This window comes from Viridibacillus sp. FSL R5-0888 (assembly GCF_038009105.1).
GTDB lineage: Bacteria > Bacillota > Bacilli > Bacillales_A > Planococcaceae > Viridibacillus > Viridibacillus arenosi.
Genome location: NZ_JBBPAU010000001.1, coordinates 3,927,467 through 3,947,856 on the forward strand (window position 1 = coordinate 3,927,467; position 20,390 = coordinate 3,947,856).

Annotated in this window: 17 protein-coding genes and 2 riboswitches; of the genes, 2 read left to right on the forward strand and 15 right to left on the reverse strand. The window is 36.2% G+C overall.

Annotated features, from left to right (window positions below; all coding sequences use genetic code 11):
- Window positions 1-13 precede the first annotated feature (13 nt).
- The 6 genes from MKY02_RS19460 to MKY02_RS19485 form a co-directional block, all read right to left on the reverse strand.
- Window positions 14-829: an ABC transporter ATP-binding protein gene (locus tag MKY02_RS19460; protein ID WP_038180211.1), complete on the reverse strand. Its 816-nt coding sequence runs from the start codon at window positions 827-829 to the stop codon at window positions 14-16.
- Window positions 830-1,046: 217 nt separating this feature from the next.
- Window positions 1,047-2,027 (reverse strand): ABC transporter substrate-binding protein, encoded by a 981-nt coding sequence (locus MKY02_RS19465; RefSeq protein WP_327192109.1) that lies wholly within the window; start codon window positions 2,025-2,027, stop codon window positions 1,047-1,049.
- A 123-nt stretch (window positions 2,028-2,150) separates the two neighbouring features.
- Window positions 2,151-3,134, reverse strand: a complete 984-nt coding sequence (locus tag MKY02_RS19470) for an ABC transporter substrate-binding protein (protein WP_340711628.1) — start codon at window positions 3,132-3,134, stop codon at window positions 2,151-2,153.
- Window positions 3,135-3,204: 70 nt separating this feature from the next.
- Complete coding sequence (locus MKY02_RS19475) at window positions 3,205-4,920, reverse strand: ABC transporter ATP-binding protein (protein ID WP_038180214.1); 1,716 nt, start codon at window positions 4,918-4,920, stop codon at window positions 3,205-3,207.
- A gap of 188 nt (window positions 4,921-5,108) precedes the next feature.
- Complete coding sequence (locus tag MKY02_RS19480; protein ID WP_340711629.1) at window positions 5,109-6,068, reverse strand: ABC transporter substrate-binding protein; 960 nt, start codon at window positions 6,066-6,068, stop codon at window positions 5,109-5,111.
- A 98-nt stretch (window positions 6,069-6,166) separates the two neighbouring features.
- Window positions 6,167-7,771, reverse strand: a complete 1,605-nt coding sequence (locus MKY02_RS19485; protein WP_340711630.1) for a helix-turn-helix domain-containing protein — start codon at window positions 7,769-7,771, stop codon at window positions 6,167-6,169.
- 493 nt (window positions 7,772-8,264) lie between these two features.
- A riboswitch (PreQ1 riboswitch) is annotated at window positions 8,265-8,309 on the forward strand.
- 7 nt (window positions 8,310-8,316) lie between these two features.
- On the opposite strand from MKY02_RS19485, the gene MKY02_RS19490 reads away from it, so the two are divergent.
- Window positions 8,317-8,805: a QueT transporter family protein gene (locus tag MKY02_RS19490; RefSeq protein ID WP_038180218.1), complete on the forward strand. Its 489-nt coding sequence runs from the start codon at window positions 8,317-8,319 to the stop codon at window positions 8,803-8,805.
- A 118-nt stretch (window positions 8,806-8,923) separates the two neighbouring features.
- On the opposite strand, the gene MKY02_RS19495 is transcribed toward MKY02_RS19490, so the two are convergent.
- Window positions 8,924-10,531 carry a long-chain fatty acid--CoA ligase gene (locus MKY02_RS19495; protein WP_340709438.1) on the reverse strand — a complete coding sequence of 536 codons (1,608 nt, stop codon included), beginning with the start codon at window positions 10,529-10,531 and terminating at the stop codon, window positions 8,924-8,926.
- Window positions 10,532-11,201: 670 nt separating this feature from the next.
- On the reverse strand, window positions 11,202-12,149 hold the full coding sequence (locus tag MKY02_RS19500; RefSeq protein WP_038180220.1) for an L-threonine 3-dehydrogenase: 948 nt from the start codon (window positions 12,147-12,149) through the stop codon (window positions 11,202-11,204).
- A gap of 244 nt (window positions 12,150-12,393) precedes the next feature.
- Here MKY02_RS19500 and MKY02_RS19505 point away from each other — a divergent pair, with 244 nt between their 5' ends.
- Window positions 12,394-13,035 carry a hypothetical protein gene (locus MKY02_RS19505; RefSeq protein WP_038180221.1) on the forward strand — a complete coding sequence of 214 codons (642 nt, stop codon included), beginning with the start codon at window positions 12,394-12,396 and terminating at the stop codon, window positions 13,033-13,035.
- A 279-nt stretch (window positions 13,036-13,314) separates the two neighbouring features.
- Here MKY02_RS19505 and MKY02_RS19510 read toward each other — a convergent pair whose 3' ends face one another.
- From MKY02_RS19510 to MKY02_RS19540, 7 genes are all read right to left on the reverse strand, one after another.
- Complete coding sequence (locus MKY02_RS19510; RefSeq protein ID WP_038180224.1) at window positions 13,315-13,761, reverse strand: RDD family protein; 447 nt, start codon at window positions 13,759-13,761, stop codon at window positions 13,315-13,317.
- Between the two features lie 407 nt (window positions 13,762-14,168).
- The gene (locus MKY02_RS19515) at window positions 14,169-14,510 is read right to left on the reverse strand and encodes a YolD-like family protein (RefSeq protein ID WP_038180226.1); all 342 of its coding nucleotides are present in this window, start codon (window positions 14,508-14,510) and stop codon (window positions 14,169-14,171) included.
- Window positions 14,511-14,795: 285 nt separating this feature from the next.
- Window positions 14,796-16,052 (reverse strand): Y-family DNA polymerase, encoded by a 1,257-nt coding sequence (locus tag MKY02_RS19520; protein WP_038180230.1) that lies wholly within the window; start codon window positions 16,050-16,052, stop codon window positions 14,796-14,798.
- A gap of 577 nt (window positions 16,053-16,629) precedes the next feature.
- Window positions 16,630-17,448 (reverse strand): MetQ/NlpA family ABC transporter substrate-binding protein, encoded by an 819-nt coding sequence (locus tag MKY02_RS19525; RefSeq protein ID WP_038180232.1) that lies wholly within the window; start codon window positions 17,446-17,448, stop codon window positions 16,630-16,632.
- A gap of 15 nt (window positions 17,449-17,463) precedes the next feature.
- On the reverse strand, window positions 17,464-18,135 hold the full coding sequence (locus tag MKY02_RS19530; RefSeq protein ID WP_038180235.1) for a methionine ABC transporter permease: 672 nt from the start codon (window positions 18,133-18,135) through the stop codon (window positions 17,464-17,466).
- Window positions 18,125-19,138, reverse strand: a complete 1,014-nt coding sequence (locus tag MKY02_RS19535) for a methionine ABC transporter ATP-binding protein (RefSeq protein ID WP_076065795.1) — start codon at window positions 19,136-19,138, stop codon at window positions 18,125-18,127. Before MKY02_RS19535 ends, MKY02_RS19530 begins: the two co-directional genes overlap by 11 nt.
- 118 nt (window positions 19,139-19,256) lie before the next feature.
- A riboswitch (SAM riboswitch) is annotated at window positions 19,257-19,362 on the reverse strand.
- Window positions 19,363-19,441: 79 nt separating this feature from the next.
- The gene (locus MKY02_RS19540; protein ID WP_038180240.1) at window positions 19,442-20,230 is read right to left on the reverse strand and encodes a carbon-nitrogen family hydrolase; all 789 of its coding nucleotides are present in this window, start codon (window positions 20,228-20,230) and stop codon (window positions 19,442-19,444) included.
- Between the last annotated feature and the right edge of the window lie 160 nt (window positions 20,231-20,390).

Below are 20,390 nucleotides of genomic sequence, written 5' to 3' on the forward strand. Positions count from 1 at the left end.
TTTCTCCTTACTTTTATTCAACAGTTTGCAATAAGCATTCCGTTTCTTTATTCAATTGATAAGATAAGCAAATTGGATTCTGGCTAAAAGGACATGTCATTAATATTGCATTAATATCAAAAACTGCTTTTAAATTTTCACTTTTCATTACTTTTTCCGGTTTTCCCTCTGTAATAATCTTACCGTCCTTCATCGCAATCATATAATGCGAGAAACGTGATGCATGATTCAAATCATGCAGTACCATTACAATCGTTTTCCCTTCCTCTTCGTTTAACTTTTTAAGCAATAAGAGAATATCAAGTTGATGGGCTAAGTCCAAATACGTTGTTGGTTCATCCAATATTAAAATTTCCGTATCTTGTGCAAGGGCCATTGCAATCCATACGCGCTGTCGTTGTCCTCCTGATAACGCTTCTACGGGGCGATCTCTTAGCTCACCTAATCCAGTGACCTCAATTGCCCAATGAATATGTTGTAAATCTTCTTTTCTTAATGTACCAAAGCCTCTTTGGTGTGGAAATCGGCCGTATGAGACTAATTCAAATATTGTAAGTCCTGATGGTGCTTCGGCGCTTTGTGGCAAGATTGCCATTTTCTTTGCAATTTCTTTTGTGGAAACTTGTTGAATTGCACGCCCATCTAGAAAAATTGCACCCTTTTGTGTCTTTAAAACCCTTGCTATTGCTTTTAAGAGCGTTGATTTACCACATCCATTTGGACCAATAATGGTCGTAATTTTTTTTTCAGGAATTGCGGCACTTAACTCTTCTATAATTACAGTGTTTGTATACCCAACTGCCACATGATCAACAGTAAGAACTGACATATTTTTTTATCATCCTTCCTTTGCCTTATGACAATTCAATTGATAATGATTATCATTGTCATTTATTTCAGTATAAAGTATGTTGAAAATATTTACAACATTTTTCCGTTAGCTTAAACATTCCTGTCGAACTACTACTGAATAATGATCAATTTAAAAGTTTTCTATAAAAAGAAAGATGTTCCCTCACCATTAAGTAGGCAGGGACCACCCTTTTCTATTGTTTAAGATTAGTAAGCCAATTAGTCAGTTCTTGAACTTGTGCAAGTGTTGCAATGGGATCATAATACCAAGAGCGTTCTTCTGGCCAAATATATAGACGGTCGTTCTTAACCGCTTCCAAACTGCCCCAAATTGGATCTTTCTTAAAATCTTCAACTGTTCGACCGTTGGAAGTCATGATAATATAGTCACCAGCGTATTCTGGTATCATTTCCTCTGAAAGCTCTGCCCATTGCTTCTTCATAATTTCTTCAGCAATACTCTTTGGAGGTTTCCTTCCAAAAGCTTGATAGACTGCCTGGCCGCCACGACCAAAATTGTCACCGTACACATATGTCACCTTTCCTGCGTCTTCCATAATTGAGAAGCTGCTATCTTCTTTAATAGCTGCGTCTACCTTGGCTTTAGCATCTGCAATCTGTTGGTCGTATTTTTCTAACCAAACTTTTGCTTCATCTTCCTTATTTAATAGCTCCCCAAAATAAGTTAACTCCTCGTGAGCATTTTTTAAATCACCATAAGGAATAACAATTGTAGGGGCAATTTTGCTTAAAATCTTGTAGCTTTCATTGTTCCCGGTAATAATTAGATCAGGATTCATTGCTAGTATGTTTTCTGCAGATGGTTTCCCATAAACTCCTGTATCAGAAACACCTTTTAATTTATCTTTGAAATAATAGTTTTTAAGTGTCAATTCGGGTGCTCCAACAGGAATAACATCTAGAGCGATTAAACTACCTAAATATTCTTCTGCCACAATGCGTTTTGGTTGTGTAGGAATCTCTATTTCTCCATTTATTGTACTTATTGTTTTTGTTGTTTTACTCTCTTTAACATCTGAACTCTTAGTTGTATCTTCTACTGTTTTATCATTATTTGTACTACTACAAGCAGATAGGGCTAAAACCATTAATACAAATAGGGTTACTACTATTCCTAATTTCCAATTTCGATTGCGGTATTGTTGTATATACAAATTAATATCCCCTTGTCTATTACATCCTGTTAGTTACTTAATAATGCAAACTCTATCAAACACTAAATTCTAGCGATATAAAATATAATTTTCTTTTTATAATTGAGATTATTTACTACTACACTATTTTTTTTCCTTAGTTAATTTCTCAATTTTAGTTGCTAAATCTTCAGCTTGGTGCAGTACTGAAACGGGATCAGAAGCGAAGTAATATTCGGGCGCTAAACTAATTACTTCTCCCTCTTTAACTGCATCAAGATTTGTCCATGTCGCTGGTAATGAACCGCCCTTATTAAAGTAGTTCATCTCTATTACATAATCTCCTACATAGTCATTTACAACTTCATATGATATTTCGTAACGGCTGCCATCCGCTTCTTTCGTATCAAACAACTCTTTTACTTTTGGTGGAGGTGTCATTCCTAATGTTTCATATAATGCTCGTCCTCCAACAACACCGTTCGGAGCAATAACTGAAAGGTTCTTTTTCCCTAAATCGAAAATAGTAAAGGTAGAATCTTTGCTGATTACTTTGTTAATTTTTTCTTTAGCTACTGCAATACGTTTATCAAAATCTCCAAGAAATTGCTCCGCTTTATCGGTACGTCCAAGGTATTCCCCCATTGCTTTGATTTCTTCGTGAATAGATTTATAATTAGTATCTGAAAAAACAATTGTTGGAGCTATTTTTTCGTATTTTTCAACTGCTTCTTTATCCCATGTAATAATTAAATCAGGATTTAATTCCATAACTTTTTCTAAAGACGCTTCACCATCACCAATATTTTCAATTGCATCTTCTTTATAATAGTCTTTCAAATATGCTGCATAATCCAGGTTTGCCATAACAGCTCCTACTGGCATGACATCAAGTGCTAGCAATTGTCCTAAATACCAATCCGTCACTATTCGTTCAGGCTTATTTGGCACTTCAACTTTACGACCGATATCGTCAGTAATCGTACGAGTTCCCGTTTCAGCTTGTACGTTTTCATTTTTTTGTTCTTCTTGTGCTTTATTACTCTTAGTCGCTCCACATCCTGTTAAAATAAGCATCAAACTAAGTACCATCAGCAAAATTACCTTTAAGTTCAATTTATTGAACATTATAATATTCCCCTCTATCCGCGTAATTCTAAGTTTGTATTTACTATATCGCCTACATATTATTTCAATTTTAATAGCCAAATTGTGCTTCATGGAGTCTGCTGTATGCACCTTTCATCTCCAATAATTCACTATGATTCCCTTGTTCCTTGATACCCTCTTCCGTTACAACAATAATACGATCAGCATTTTTTATCGTTGCTAGACGATGGGCAATAACAAGCGTTGTACGTCCTTTCGATAGATTGGCTAGAGCTTTCTGAATAGCGATTTCTGTCTCCGTATCAAGTGCAGAAGTGGCTTCATCCAAAATAAGAATAGATGGATTTTTCAGAAACATACGAGCAATTGAAAGACGTTGCTTTTGCCCTCCAGATAGCTTGGCCCCTCTTTCACCAATCATTGTGTCTAGTCCATTTGATTGGGAAAGGATAATATCTTCAAGCTGTGCTTTTTTGGCCGCCTCCCAAATTTCCTCTTCTGAAGCTCCTAATTTACCATAGGCAATATTTTCACGAATCGTTCCATCAAAAAGGAAAACATCTTGCTGAACTACCCCTATATGCGATCGAAGAGATTCTAAAGTCATTTTCTTCGTATCAATGTCATCAATCGTAATTTTGCCGTTTTTGACATCGTAAAAACGAGGTAGTAAGCTACAAATCGTTGTTTTACCTGCACCAGATGGACCTACAAGTGCTACCGTTTCACCTGCACGGATTGATAAATTAATCTTCTCTAGCACATTTTCTTTATTTTCATAACCAAATGATACATTTTGATAGTTAATATTCCCTTGTAGTTGTGTGACATCTTCTGCTTCTGAAGCATCTGCAATCTCCGGTTCTGTTTCAAGTAAATCTAAGTAACGTCTAAAACCAGCAATACCCTTTGGATACATTTCAATTACTGAATTTATTTGTTGAATCGGCTGAAGAAATACATTTGACAGAAGTACAAAGGCGATAAACTCTCCATATGACATATTCCCTTGTATAACAAACCAAGTTCCACATAATAGAACGAAAATGGAAACAACTTTCATAAGAATGTAACTAATAGATGAATTCCAAGCCATTATTCTATAAGCAATCAATTTTGTATTACGAAAGCGACTGTTATTTTCTGTGAACTGAGCAATTTCATGATCTTCATTTGTAAAAGCCTGTACCACTCGCATACCACTCACATTATTTTCTACTCTTGCATTGAAGTCAGCTATATCAGCAAACATTCGATCGAATGCCCGAGACATTTTCCGGCTAAAGTACAATGATAAATAGATGATCAGTGGAATGATGATAAATGTCAGAATAGCTAATTTCCAATTAATTGATAGCATTAAACCAAACGCACCCGTTAATGTCATCAGTGCTATAAACAAATCTTCTGGCCCATGATGGGCAATTTCTCCGATATCCATTAAATCATTTGTCATCCGTGAAACTAAATGACCTGTTTTATTGTTATCAAAAAATCTAAATGGTTGCTTTTGAATATGTGTAAATAACTCCTTACGCATATCTGTTTCAATATTCACACCAAGCTTATGTCCCCAGTAAGTAACTACATAGTGAAGGGCTGAACTGACGATATAAATTGCAAATAATCCGACACACGCCCATAAGATAAACGCCAAGTTTCCTGATGGCAATAAATCATCTACTACGCGATTTACGGCTAATGGAAAAGCAAGCTCCAATAACGCTGCAATGATTGCGCAAGAAAAATCCAATATAAACAAACCTTTATACGGTTTATAATAGGAAAAAAATCGCTTTAACATTGTTAAATACACCCCTACTCAGCAATATTTTTCTTTATGCCAAATCCATATATTGTTCAATGGATATGATAACGAACACGAAAATTCAAATGAACTCTTATTAGCTATTGAGATAAAAAGAGAGACTCCACTATATCAAACTGCTCCAGGCAAAGCCTCTCATCAATGGAAATAAAATTAATATTGTCTTACTTTTCCTGATTCTTCGATACTAGTAAATCAGCTATTTCTTCAGACTGAGCTAATACTGAGATAGGGTCATATGGCCAAAATCTCTTAGGATCAAGATCAAAAACTCGGTCGTTTTTTACTGCATCCATTGAATTCCACATACTATTTTTCTTGTCCAATTTGCCACCATATGATTGATCCAAAAAGATATAGTCACCTGCATAATCATTTAAAGCCTCAAACGATATTTGTTTAAATGTATCGCCTGTTTCGATCAGTTCTTTTTTTATTTTTTCAGGTGGTGTGAGTTGAAGTTGCTTGTATATTGCCTGTCCACCCCTATAAATACCATCTCCGTATATGTAGAAGTCCTTATTATAAGCACCAAAGATTGAAACAGTTTTATTGGCACTTATTACTTTTTTAATTTTCTCTCGCTGTTCTTCAATTTTTGTATCAAATGAAGCAAGCCATTCTTGTGCTTGCTTTTCCTTTCCAAGCATTTCTCCAAATGCTGTTACTTCCTCATGAGCATCTTTGTAAGTTTCATAAGGAATTATTATTGTAGGTGCTATCTTCGAAAAATCTTCAAACGCGCTATTTTCAGAGTTGGCACTTATTATTAAATCTGGATTCAACTCTAATATTTTTTCTTTAGAGTTTTCCCCGATACTGTCAATTCCGGTGACTAAATTTTGAATATGGATATTTTCAAGATCCGAATCAGTTGCTCCTACTGGTTTTTCATCTAATAAAAGCAAGGTTGGTAAATAGCCATCTACAACGATTCTTTTTGGTTTGGATGGTATTTCAATATCTCCATGTATAGTTTTTACAACCCTTGTTGCCTTTTCCTCTTTATTCTCATTATTTTGTTGTTTACTTGTACTATCTTCGGTTTTGTTACACGCAACCATAACAATTGAAAACATGATTAATAGTAAACAAAACAAGAAAATTGATTTATTTTTTAACATCTTTATCCTCCTGTTAATGATTATCATTCTCATTTAGGATATCAGTTTACATATTTATAGTCGATGTCAATAAGTCAGTATTTTCATATGTTAGATAGTCAGTCCTCTTTTTCCTTTAACAAGTGTCTCACTTGAATCTCTAATTGTTTTTCCAATGCATATGCTTCACAAAATCTAAATTCTTCTTGCTTCAAAAAATAAATCTGCTGTTTTTGAACAGCAGGGATTGAACTCCAAATGGGGTGATTTTCTATTGTTTTTTTCACTCTATGCAAATATCCACTTTTTTCACATGCAATGATAAACATATGATCTGCTGCATATTCTGGTAAACGATCCTCTGGAATCACTAAATGGTTTTGAGCATCCAACACTTCTCTCTGAACTCGTTCTGGTGCTGCTAATTCAAGCATGTCGTACAAATTATAGGCCGCTCTAGCTGTTCGATCCCATATTCTTATGTATTGATCGTCCCAAAACTCATATAATGCTACTGTTTCATTTTGTTTTTTTACCTGTTCAATTCTTCGTTTAGACTGCTGCACCTTTTCTTTAAATGCTATTATCCAATCCTCTGCCTGTTTCTCTCTCCCAAGAAGCTCTCCAAAAAAACGTAACTCCTTTAGTAAATCACTGTTTCCCCAATTAACCATAAAAACAGGTGCAATTTTCTCCATTTGCCCTATCCTTTCCGGGTTAGCATAATAGTAATAAGTTGGGACAATGATTAAATCTGCAGCGAGTTCATCTAAAGGGACTTTTCCTACATCAATAACACCGTTTAACTCAGCTTGTAGAAGTTGCGAATCATTTAAGACTTCAGCTGTAGATGCTATTGGTTTAATTCCTAACGCAAGCATATCTCCTAAAAATTGTAACGCTATAATTCTCTCTGGCTTACGTTTTAATCGAAAATCACTTGGTGACATGCCTACCAAACTTTTAAATTTTTTACTAAGCGAACTACCATCAGCATATCCAACTTTATAAGCAATATCGTTTAAGGGCGAATCGCTAGTAAGTAAATATTCCTTTGCTTTATTCACCCTTACGTATGCCAAATAATCAGAAAAATTCCAACCCATTTGTTTTTTGAAAAATGCCGAAAAATAGCGTGGATTATAACCAATCATTTCAGCTATAAAAGTACGCGTTATCTTTTCATGAAAATGCTCGTCTATATAAGCACAAGTAGAGCTAAATACTGTACTCGGATATCTAGTATCTGTAGAAAAGTAGAGCTCTAAGAATTCTTTTAATAAATAATGAATTCGATCATCCTCTTCCATTGACGAAAAACAATCCATTAATTCTTTCATAATCATAAAAGCTCTATGAGGGAGTTTTTCTGTTAGAAATCCATTTTGAGGTAGATTATTATATTGAAGATGATATTTTAATTCACTGTCCAAAATACTGGTCAATTCATATTGCTCTAGTGTCATTTGATAATATTCAAAAACATCATCAGATAAACTATTTTTTAAACGTAGAAGAGATCCAGGATGTATGCTAATAAGATTCCCCTCCACTATTGAAGACTGTAGCTCATTTAAGTTTGCTTCAGCTTCTCCTTTTACTACTAAAATGAGAGTAGGTGACTTAATAGTATTAAATATCAATACATTCTTAGGCTTTATTTCTGTTATTTTTATATCTTTTAGAACATTGATTAACTTTATGTATTTTCCACTTTTGATCAACAAACTGTTCCTCCTATGCTTTACTAGTAAAAGAAAACTTACCTATTTCCTTCATTAACAACTTACATAACAATAATGATAATGATTATCAATATCACCACTACTATACTATAGAATAGTAGGATATAAAAGGAAGATACATCCACCCTTTTCATTCTTTCATCATAATTTTTGGGTATTATAGATGTTGAAGTGGCCAATAATAAGTAATGGCATAAAACTTAAAATACATAATAAACGACTTTGAATTTTCCATTTAGCCATGTCATTGTGGAGAACGTCTCTTTAAAATCCCCATTGTTTTTAGAGGGTTATAAACAATTTACATCTTGATTCATGAAAAAAATTCTACAATAGGTATCCGAAAAATATGGAATCTATTGTTTTTTTATTGATTTACTTAGCTTAAATTTGAATATAAAAGTTGTAGTGAAAGGTTAATTTATACATGTACAATTTAAATTCGCTATGATAGGGTGTAGTGTAGACTTTTTATAACGTGGTTCGTAACCATCCCACGAAAAAAAACTAGGGGGAAATGAATAATGAAAGTAAAATCTTTGGCTACTAGCGGAATTATCGCAGCGCTTTATATAGCTGTGTCTATGCTAATTGCCCCACTCGCATTCGGTGCTATACAGTTCCGTATTGCTGAGGTGTTCAATCATCTTGTTGTCTTCAACAAGAAATTTTTTGTAGGTATCGTGATCGGTGTATTGATTACAAATCTATTTTCACCACTTGGTATGTATGATTTAATCTTTGGCCTTGGTCAATCTGTCTTAGCCTTAAGCATCACAATCTTTGCGAAACGTTTTATTAAAGGACATGTTAAGCAAATGATTTTCGGTACACTTGTATTTACATTTACGATGTTCTTAATTGCCATCGAATTGAATCTCGCATTCCAGCTACCGTTTCTATATACTTGGCTAACAGTTGCTGTCGGTGAATTAGTTGTGATGGGACTTGGTATTCCGATTATGCTAGCACTGAACAAGCGTATTAACTTTAGTAAGCTAATTGAAGATTAATATTATAACCACCTAGTCGCATTTTTGCGGATGGGTGGTTTTTTGTTTTACGCTCACAATAAAATTTTTCAGACCAAAAACAAAGAGAGAGTCCCTAATGAAGACTCTCTCTTTGTTTTTATAATTGGTAATCCTTCACTTCATCACGCAATTTTGCCTTTAAGAATTTGCCGACGGATGTTTTTGGGATTTCTTTTAAAAAGACAACATGATCTGGTACCCACCACTTTGCAAATTGCCCTTCTAAATACGAAAGAAGCTCTTCCTTCGTTGCACTACTACCTTCTTTCAAGACAACACAAGCTAGTGGACGTTCTTGCCACTTTTCGTCTGGAACTGCGATTACAGCCGCTTCAAATACAGCCTCATGTGTCATGAGTGCATTTTCTAAATCTACAGATGAAATCCACTCTCCACCGCTCTTAATTAAATCTTTTGTTCGGTCTGTAATTTTGAGATACCCCTCTGGTGTTATGACAGCAATATCACCTGTGTATAGCCAACCGCCTTTAAACGCTTCTTCCGTGCGGTCATCCTTATAATATTCATCTGCAATCCAGGGGCCTCGAACAGTTAACTCACCCATAGTCTTACCATCCCAAGGCACTTCTCCATTTTCGTTGACAACACGTGTTTCAACAAGAGTTGTCGTCAATCCTTGTGTTGCACGAATATTAAGTTTCTCTTCTGCAGACCAGTTCTCCATTTCCGTTGTGTACGTGGAAAGACTTACAATCGGCGTAGTTTCAGTCATACCGTAACCAACGATAAATGGTACTTTGTATTTTTCTTCGAAAGCACGGATTAGACCTTTTGGTGAAGCTGATCCACCACAAACTATGGCACGTAATGACGATAAATCTCGTGGATTTTGCTCTTGTTCGTTTAACACACCAAGCCAAATTGTCGGTACACCTGCTGTTAATGTCACTTTTTCTTGTTCGATTAAATCGAGTAAGAGCTGTGGGTTGAACATTGGGCCTGGCAATACTTGTGTTGTGCCAAAATTTACTGCTGCAAATGGCATACCCCAGGCATTTACATGAAACATCGGTACGACTGGCATAGCTACATCGCTCTCGCGAATACCAAGTGAATCTGCTAAACCAAGTGCTAAGCTGTGTAGTACTAAACTACGGTGCGTGTAAACAACACCTTTTGGGAAGCCTGTTGTGGCACTTGTGTAACACATTCCGGCCGGCATATTTTCATCTAAATCATCAGGGAATTCATAGGAATCTGATGCCTCTTCTAGCAGTTTTTCATAAGAATGAACGTTTTCTAAGTTAGTTTCAGGTAAGTCTGTTCCATCTTGCATAACAACGAAATGTTTCACCGTTTTTAGTAAAGGTGCAGCTTGAGCAATTAACGGGAAAATATCGCTATCTACAAGTAAAATTTCATCTTCAGCATGGTTAATAATATATACTATATGCTCTGGTGATAGGCGAATATTGATCATATGGAGTACTGCTCCTGCACATGGTACACCGAAGTATGCTTCTAAATGGCGGTGATGATTCCACGCTAATGAGCCTACTTTTGTACCTTTTTTCATCCCCAATTTCGTTAATGCTTCAGATAATTTTCGTGTCCGCTGTCCAAACTCTTTATAAGTAATACGGTGAATCATCGTTTCACTCGTTCTAGAAATGATTAATTTTTTCGGAAAATATCTCTCTGCACGTTTCACAAAATCAGTTAGTACTAATGGCGTTTGCATCATACTCATCCAACTCCCCTTTAATTAAGTAATATGATTTTATTTAAAAACAAATGCTTATAAACCGAGATTCTTTGCAATAATCATTTTCATGACTTCATTTGTATCTGCGTAAATAGATGCTACTATGGCTGTCTCGGAAGCTTTTATCAACCTTATTACTTCCATATAACATAGCCACCTGTATCCTAGAAGCATTGCGGGGTAACACTTGTGTGTATAAAACTTTCTTCAGAACCTTATTTGCCGCTAACCTCTTACTATTGCTATTGAAGCTTTAATACATTTGCTCACTTAAAGTTCGATTATCCTTTGACTCGATAATACCTAAGGCGATTCCCTCATTTTTTATCTGACAAGTCAATTTTTGTAGCATCCAAAATTTCATGATGCTATTTAATACTAATAGAATAGTCAAATCTATAGATTATCTTTTCAAAACATAAATATTCAAACTTTTCCAATAAATACATTTTACACAATTATACATGTAAGCGCTATTATGAAACTATTAAAATGGAATATTTTTGAGAAAAATATTAATTAAAAGAGAATATTCTTAAATCTATCATCTCATTACAATATGCAGTTCTATCTATTAAAATACTTATCTTCTCCAATAAAAAAACCGTACCTTCAATTAAGAAGGTACGGCTCTATTAATGCCTATCCATTAAGCAGTTTTAGTTTCTTTCTCTTTTAACTTTTTTAACATATCTGCTGTCATTGCATCTAAGTCATATTTTGCTTTAAAGCCCCATTCTTCTTTTGCAGCACTTGCATCAATAGAATTTGGCCAACTATCTGCAATGGCTTGACGTACTGGGTCCACTTCATAAGCCATTTTAAAATTAGGGATATGTTTGCGGATTGATGCCGCAATTTCTTCAGGTTCAAAACTCATAGCTGTCACATTGAACGCATTGCGATGTATCAACTTCGTAGGATCTGCTTCCATCAAATCTACAATAGCTTGCAACGCGTCTGGCATATACATCATATCCATGTATGAGCCCTGTGCGATATATGAAGTATACTTCCCTTCAGAAATCGCTTTATAGTATATATCAACCGCATAATCTGTTGTACCACCACCAGGAGGAGTTGCGTAAGAAATTAATCCTGGGAAACGTACTCCACGAGTATCTACACCAAAGCGTTGGTAATAGTAATCACATAATAGTTCACCCGCTACTTTGTTTACACCATACATCGTAGTAGGGCGTTGCAACGTATCTTGTGGTGTATTATTTTTGGGCGTAGAAGGTCCAAATGCACCGATTGAACTCGGTGTGAAAAACTGCAGATTTTGTTCACGCGCAACTTCTAAAGCATTAACAAGTCCACCCATATTCAAATTCCAAGCAAATAACGGTTTAGATTCTGCAGTTGCTGATAATAATGCAGCCATGTGCATTAAAGTATCTGCTCCAAAATCCTTCGCCATATCATTCATGCGACCAGCATCCATAACATCCAGTGTTTCAAAAGGTCCCTTTTGTGTATCCGGTTTGCGAATATCTGTTGCTAAAACATTTTCCGTTCCATATGTTTCGCGCAGCTTAGATACTAACTCTGACCCTATTTGACCGCACGCACCGGTTATCATAATTTTTTTCATTTAAAAATCCTCCTCACCCAATAAACATTTGTATTTACAGAAAACACATTCTCCCGAGTGTTACAAATGTATTTCTAGAAAATACAAATAACAACAATAATACGTTGATTTATCAATGTTTTTAATAATTAGATTATACAATGTATGTTTCTAAAACACAATAATCGTTTTCACACAAAGGACAGTTTGTTTACAATACAATTATTCATTGTTTATTTTATAATAAACAAAAGGAGTGGAATCGATGCATTTATTTAAACTAACTTTTATTTATTTGGTCGCCATCATCAGCTGCACATTCCTACTTATAATGGACTTACCTATAGTCGTAGTATTTCTCTTACTATTTATGTATGTCTTCGCTCTCACAATGTTCCCATACCTCAACACTTTGTTTTGGTCTAACAACATTAGTAAAATGGACCGCTTTATAACAAAGCATAAAACAAAACCCGTATTTGCCTACCCATACGCGGTTGCACATGAAACAGTAACCGAGCAAAAAATAAGCGTACAAAAAATACTAAGCAGTTATAAAAAACAAGATGTTCAACACAACTACCGTTCTTTGCTAGCTACTCTGGACAAAGATTTCGAACTTGCTTTAGTAGAAGCGAAGCAACTTCAAAAAGAACCTATTCGTAGCTACACTATCGCACATATTGAAACTTTACTCGGTAACTTCGAGGCAGCAAAATCGCTCATCCCAAACCTAAAAAAAGAATGGATGCCACACGCCATTGAGGGTTTGATCGCCTATGAACAGCATGATTTCCAGACATTCGAAAAAGAAGCACATGCAGCCACCGCAAAAGTAAGAGGATTACAAAAACATTTATTGTTTTATTCTTTCAAAGAAATGAAGGCAAGATTAGAGGCAAAATAAAAAACCACCCGGGGGAGGGTGGTTTTTTAAGGATGGAATTTTTACATTCCAATGGGGAGTTGGTATAGTATTAGGCATTTCGGGTGGGTTTTATACATTACTTTAAAAATTCATTTATTTTAGTTAAGATTACCTCATTAATTAGTATAAACTTTATCTTTTTCTCACGACTTTAAGATTTCAAATCAGCTAGCTCTTACGTTTACCTGCCTAACAATTTTATAAAGTCACTCAATCCCACACCACTTTTCACCAACTAGTAGTAAATCTTCTGTTGTATTATTTATCAATCTTCCTAGCATCAATCACATAAGTGTTTGCAACCAAATCATGCAAGGCACGCTTTTGCGGGTGGAATGCGGCGATTATGTAACCAAGTCCGAGGAGAAGTCCACTAAAGATTCGAGCGACATTCCGAATGACGCTTCGGAAAATAGAGATTGTATCACCGTTCTTATCAACAATTTCTATGCCTAGCACTTTTTTCCCGACGGTACCTCTCCATGGCGTTGCCGGTAGTCCGATGAAATATAATATACCTACGATAATGAGAATCCAGCTATATAAAGGGTAAGTTGTTAGATATAGTTCATCACCAAATATCATTTCAGATATGACCCCTTTTGGAACTTTTAAAACGCCCCCAATTAGCGCTGTTGCCACAGCCACCACAGCAGCATCAATAATTGACGCTAAGAAACGGATCCAAAACCCTCCATAGTTCACTTCTACTTTCTCCTTTCCCTTCTATTAATTTACGTCGTCATCATTAGTGTATGATACATAACTTTGCATTTTGAGCATTTGTTCTTCAATAGATAATACGTGAAATTTCAGTGTAATAAATTAATTCCCCTCGTTGCACAAAATACCTATTATAACTCTATATTTAGGTGATTTATACGAGCTCTAAAATAGAATCATTCGATGAATTAATGCCCCACCTGTAACGCTGTGAGGAGTGATAGTAGTTTATCCCTGTTCAATATTACACAGCAACGATTATTGTCGTAATTGTCACGAAAAGTGATTTTCAGAAAACATTATTGATTTCATTGTTTTTTATATAACAATAAAGACCTCTATACATTGGTATAGGGGCCATCTAATGTAATTGATTTTTATTTTAAAGATTAATCACAATAGTTATTTTCTAATTGCGCTCTATAAACAGCATCCAATGGTATACGCCGAATGATTGTATCCATTTCTAATGATAGCTCACGAGTGGATGCCTTAAGATCCGTAATAATACCTGTATAGTGACTTAAATTATGATCAACCATAATTTTAAGCGTAACAATTAACTTTTGGTCATACGCGAGTTGAATAACCTGTTGCAGTTCTTCTAATTCCCATTCAGTCAATTCATTCGGTAATTCTTCTTCTGATTCATGTTTCCACACTCTAATTTGCTGCACATGTTCTGGTAACATCATCGAAACCCATTTAACATTACCTCTGTCACGAATCATCTTAAAACACCTGCTTTTCCATTATATTTTGTATGACATGATATAAAAGAACATACTAAAACATACTTTAAATTAATTTCTTCGCATTCAATATTACGTCAGTCTTTTTATGCGAACTGCTTCAACCTGTGTATTTAGTGCATAAGTTGTGCATAACTAGACCTATTTGCAACTAACACTTAGTTATCCACATGTCCGCAAGACATTACCACCCTGCCGTGTTATACAACTATTATTCAAATAGTGTATATCAATTAAATGGATATTGAATAAATATACATTACTTTATTTTTTGTGACCTCCTAATAATTTTGAACGTGAGACAGCGGTGCCAGCTTCTGTATAAGAGACCGCACGTAAAAGTGCAGTAGGGCCGTAACGAGAGCGTAGTTGATCCATGGTAGCTCCGAGCTTACGACGACGAAAGCGGTCAGTATCGAACAAACTAAGCTGCATTGAACGTTCAGATTCAAGCTTTGTAATACTAATCGTCAGCTGGCGTACCGGTCTATCTTCTATATAGTGTTCATCAAGCAACTGCTGGCAGACCTGATAAATTTTCATCGTTTCATTTGTTGGCTCATCGATTGTGCGTGAACGATGGAAGCCTCCACCAAATGCATTTTTACTGTAGGAGAGTCCTAGTGAAATGGTACGCCCTACTTTAAATGCTTCACGCGCACGCCTTGCGATGTCTTCACACATCTCTAAAACAACTGCAAGCACTTCTTCTTTTTTGTTATAATCGCGCATTAAAATTTGTCCTTTACCATAACTGATTTGCCCTTCAATTATCGGTGAACCGAGCTCAGAAAGATCAATTCCCCACGCATGATGATAAAGCTGATTACCCATAATACCAAAACGAGCTTCTAGTGTTTTTAAATCTGCTTTCGCTAAATCTCCTACTGAAAAAATCCCCATATGATTAAGCGTGCGTTCTGTCCGACACCCAATACCCCACATCTTAGAGAGTGGTGATGTAGGCCATAACTTTTCTTCCACATCTTCATATACCCATTTAGCAAAGCCCGTTTTTTTCGCTTCTAAATCAAGCGCTAGCTTTGATAACAACATATTAGGCCCCATGCCGACGGCACTTGGAATTCCAAACTGATTGTAAATATCTCGTTGTATCTTCTTCGCGGTTTGTTCAACTGGTCCCCATAATTTTTCTGTTCCTGTTAAATCAACGAAACTTTCGTCAACACTATAAATATGGATAGCTTCCTTTGGGACATAACTGTTGAGTAAGCGTGTAATTTCCATTGAAACGCGGATGAAGAAGTCCATTTTAGGTTCAAATAGGCGAATATCCGGATGCTTCGGAATTTCATAGAGGCGTGTGCCCGTTTTTACTTGGAAACGTTTTTTCATCATCGGCGATGCCGCTAGCACGATACTTCCCTTTTGATTGAAGTTACCAACTACCGCAATCGGCGTTTTCATCACATCTAAATGCTCCAATGTTGCAATACAACTCGCATAGAAGCAACGCATATCGATACACATAATTGATCGCCTTGGCATGTTTTCGTACATACACCTATCCTCCAATAGAGAACGTTTGTTCTTATTTTAAATTGAGATGAGTGAGATGGCAAGTGGGAATATCAGGTATTGTGAATGAGTAGTGAGTATAAGTTTTACCAGGAGGACTTCATAATAAAAAGAGACTACTGCACACTTAAAAGTGTGCAGTAGTCTCTTTAGAAAAATGCTCGAAACATTTACTCGAGATATCCAGCTTCAGCAGTCAGACTCTCGAGATCACTTCCACCTTCTCGGTTGAAAACTGAAAGTACGTTTTCAATTCGAAGGTTCCAGCGCTTGTCGAGTCTAGGGGACCGCTTCAGCATTTACTCGAGATATCCAGCTTCAGCGGTCAGACTCTCGAGGTCACTTCCACCTTCTCGGTTGAAAACTGAAAGTACGTTTTCAATTCGAAGGTTCCAGCGCTTGTCGAGTCTAGGCGGACCGCTTCAACATTTACTCGAGATATCCAGCTTCAGCGGTCAGACTCTCGAGGTCACTTCCACCTTCTCGGTTGAAAACTGAAAGTACGTTTTCAATTCGAAGGTTCCAGCGCTTGTCGAGTCTAGGCGGACCGCTTCAACATTTACTTCATCCAGTCAGGTTTGCCGAAACCTTTAAATTCTTCATCGATGATTTTTTCAAATTCTTCCGATTTAACGATTTCTAGTATATCTTTTGCTAGTTGTGAATCTTTGTTTTCTTCCTTAACCGCAATAACATTACGGAATTTATCAGGCATGTTTTCTAAGAAGAGTGCATCTTGTAGATTCAGTCCCGCCGCAAGTGCAAAGTTTCCTGGGACACCAACAAGGTCAGCGCTATCGATTGCACGAGGCAGCCCCGCCGCTTCTATTGGTTGGAACACTAAGTTTTTAGGATTTTCAACAACGTCTTTTTCAGATGCTTTTAGTTCTTCGATGTTCGGGTCAATTTTGATAAGACCTTGTTCTTGTAACGCTAATAATGTACGTGCCGCATTTGATGGATCATTAGCAATTGCTACTTTTGCGCCGTCTTTAATACCATCAATTGATTTAAAATCTTTTGCAAAGAAGCCCATTGGTGCAGTTGGTACGTTAATTAGACCAGTTAATTTCATTTTATTTTGTTCATTAAAGTTTTCAAGATAAATTGAATGTTGGAAAAGGTTTGCATCAATATCACCAGAATCTAATGCTTTGTTTGGTTGTACGTAGTCACTGAATTCAACTGTTTTTACTTTATACCCTTTTTTCTCTAATTGCGGGATGATTGCTTTATTTAACATGTCACTATACGGCCCTGCAGTTGCGCCAATTTTAATGTCTTTTGAATCTTTTGGTTTGCTTTCATCTTTGTTACCACATGCAACTAAAACTGTTGCTAATACGAATAATAACGCTGCTAGTAAAAACTTTTTCATTTTCAAATCTCCCCTTTATCGTTTATCAATTGCTTTTGAAATGGCATCGCCTGAAAGTTGAATAATTTGGACAATAACAATTAAAATGACAACTGTCGCAATCATAATTGTGTTGTCATAGCGGTAGTAACCAAAGCGAATAGCTAGGTCGCCAATTCCACCGCCGCCGACAATACCAGCCATTGCGGAATATGCGACTAAACTAATAATCGTCATTGTCACACCTTGGATAATACCCGATTTCGCTTCAGGTAATAGCACATCTCGTATAATCATCCACGGTGTTGCACCGACAGCTATTGATGCCTCGATGACACCTTTATCAACTTCACGCATAGACGTTTCTACAAGTCTCGCAAAGAACGGAATGGCTGCTACAGATAATGAAACACTTGCCGCTACGGGACCAATTGTATCTCCAACCAGTATTTTTGTTAGCGGGAACAACGCTACTAATAGAATGATATACGGAACGGAACGAACTAGATTGACGATAAACCCTAAAATTCCGTTAAAAAAACGATTACGTAAAAATAAACCTTTGCTTGTAACAAATAGTATAATTCCAAGTGGTAAACCAATAATTAGTGAAATGCTAAGTGAAATACCAATCATCAGTAACGTTTCACCAAATGCTTTCCAAATGTCTGGAAGCATACTAATAAAGTGCTCGAAATCAAATAGCATTGTTAATCACCTCCACAAACGCACCGCGTCCTTCCATATAAGAAATAGCTCTCCCTACATTATCCGGTTGACCTTGTAGCTCCATTAAGAAAATGCCAAGAGGTTTTTCTTGAATATATTCAATTGTGCCGTGCAAGAAATTACCACGTACTTCAAAGTTTTGAATCATATCTGAAATGACGCCCTCTCCAGCTACATCTCCTTTGAATAGTACTTTCACAATTTCCCCTGTCACACCTTTAAGAATCGTTGGTGGCAGTTCAAATGATACAACGCTGCTAATAAATTCTTGTGTTAATGGCTCAACCGGATTTGCAAAAACGTCGTAAACTGCCCCTTCTTCAATGACTCTTCCTTCTTGCATAATAACCATTCGATCACAAATTTCTTTCACAACATCCATTTCGTGCGTGATAAGGATGATTGTAATATTTAGCTCACGATTGATCTTTTTTAGTAAGCGTAAAATGGAAACCGTTGTTTTTGGGTCAAGTGCTGATGTCGCTTCATCACAAAGTAGTACGGATGGATTATTTGCAAGTGCGCGGGCAATGCCGACACGTTGCTTTTGACCACCACTTAATTGTGCTGGGTAAACGTCTATTTTCTCAGATAAACCTACCATTTCAAGCAATTCTTTTACACGAGCATTAATCAGCTTCGGTGGTGTAGCCGCTGCTTTTAAAGCAAATTCAATATTTTCGCCAACCGTTTTTTGACTGATTAAGTAAAAATGTTGGAATATCATTCCGATTTTCAAACGCGCTTTACGAAGTTGTTCACCTTTTAATTTTGTTAAATCTTGACCATTTACTACGATACTGCCACTTGTTGGTCGCTCTAATAAATTGATACAACGTAGAAGCGAGCTTTTTCCTGCGCCAGAATAGCCAACAATACCGAAAACTTCACCTTCATCGATTGTCAACGATACGTTGTCTACACCCGTTACCGTACCCTTCTTGGTTTTATATACTTTTGTAAGATTCTGAATCTCGAGCATATTGTATCCCCTCAAATCTGTTTAAATTATGTAACTTCTATAGAAATACTTGGAATTTGCTGTATTAAAAAACGCTTCTTTCGGTTATCTGAAAGAAGCATCGTAAGTGTAAATTGGCGATTTATCTTCCAGAATGTACTCATTCTGTAGGAATTGGCACCTTCCCTTTGGCAGGGGGTTGCCGGACGTCATAGGGCCTATCCCTCGGTCTCTCTAGATAAAATTCAATATTCGTTTGTAAGTTATGAACTAAATATTACTGTGAAATAATGTAGATGTCAAACACTTTTTTGAAACTTTGAATTATTTCAAAATATCTTTATATAATTCAGGACGACGATCATCATATACCGGGATTCGTTGGCGAATTTCATCCACTATAGAGAAATCGACATCGATAATCGCCATTTCTTCATCTTCTCCACCAGTCCATAACACTTCACCCCAAGGTTCAATAACCATCGATTGACCGTTGAAATTTTGTTTTTTATGGCTAATTCTATTTACTGCAATAACAAAACACTGGCTTTCAATTGCACGTGCTTGTAATAACGTTTTCCAATGATCAATACGTGGCGTTGGCCATTGTGCAGAAACGAAAATTACTTTCGCTCCGTTCAATGCATGAAGACGTAACCACTCTGGAAAACGAATATCGTAGCAGATAACACCAGCTGCTGGAATATCACCCAGTTCAAAGTTATTTTGCTTATCGCCAGCTGATAAATACAAATGCTCGTCCATTAGACGGAAAAGATGCGCTTTATCATATTCGCTGACAAGCTCCCCTTTGTTGTTATATACGTACATCGTATTATAGAATTTACCATCTTTTTTCGTTGATACCGAGCCACCAACAATATGAATTTGTAATTCTTCTGAAAGCTTTTGTAGAAAATTCTTTGTGCGTTCCCCGTTCGGATCTGCAAGGTCTTCTAATTTCTCTAAAGCATAGCTAGAATTCCACATTTCGGGAAGAATTGCGAGTTCCGCCCCCTTATCAGCGGCCTCCCTGATAAACTTTTCGACGTTTGTAAAATTTTTTTCGATGTCCCCGAAGGCAACATTTAATTGTATACATGCAATTTTCATAACTCCACCACCTGTAGACATTTTCTTAAAAAGGTTATAATATTTCTCTTATTATTGCGACTATTTTATACATACGTCTATTTTATCCACAAAGTAGTTGTTGTGTATAGCGTTTTTATAAGAAAGATTTTGTGGATAACAAGTTATTAAAGAAAATAAT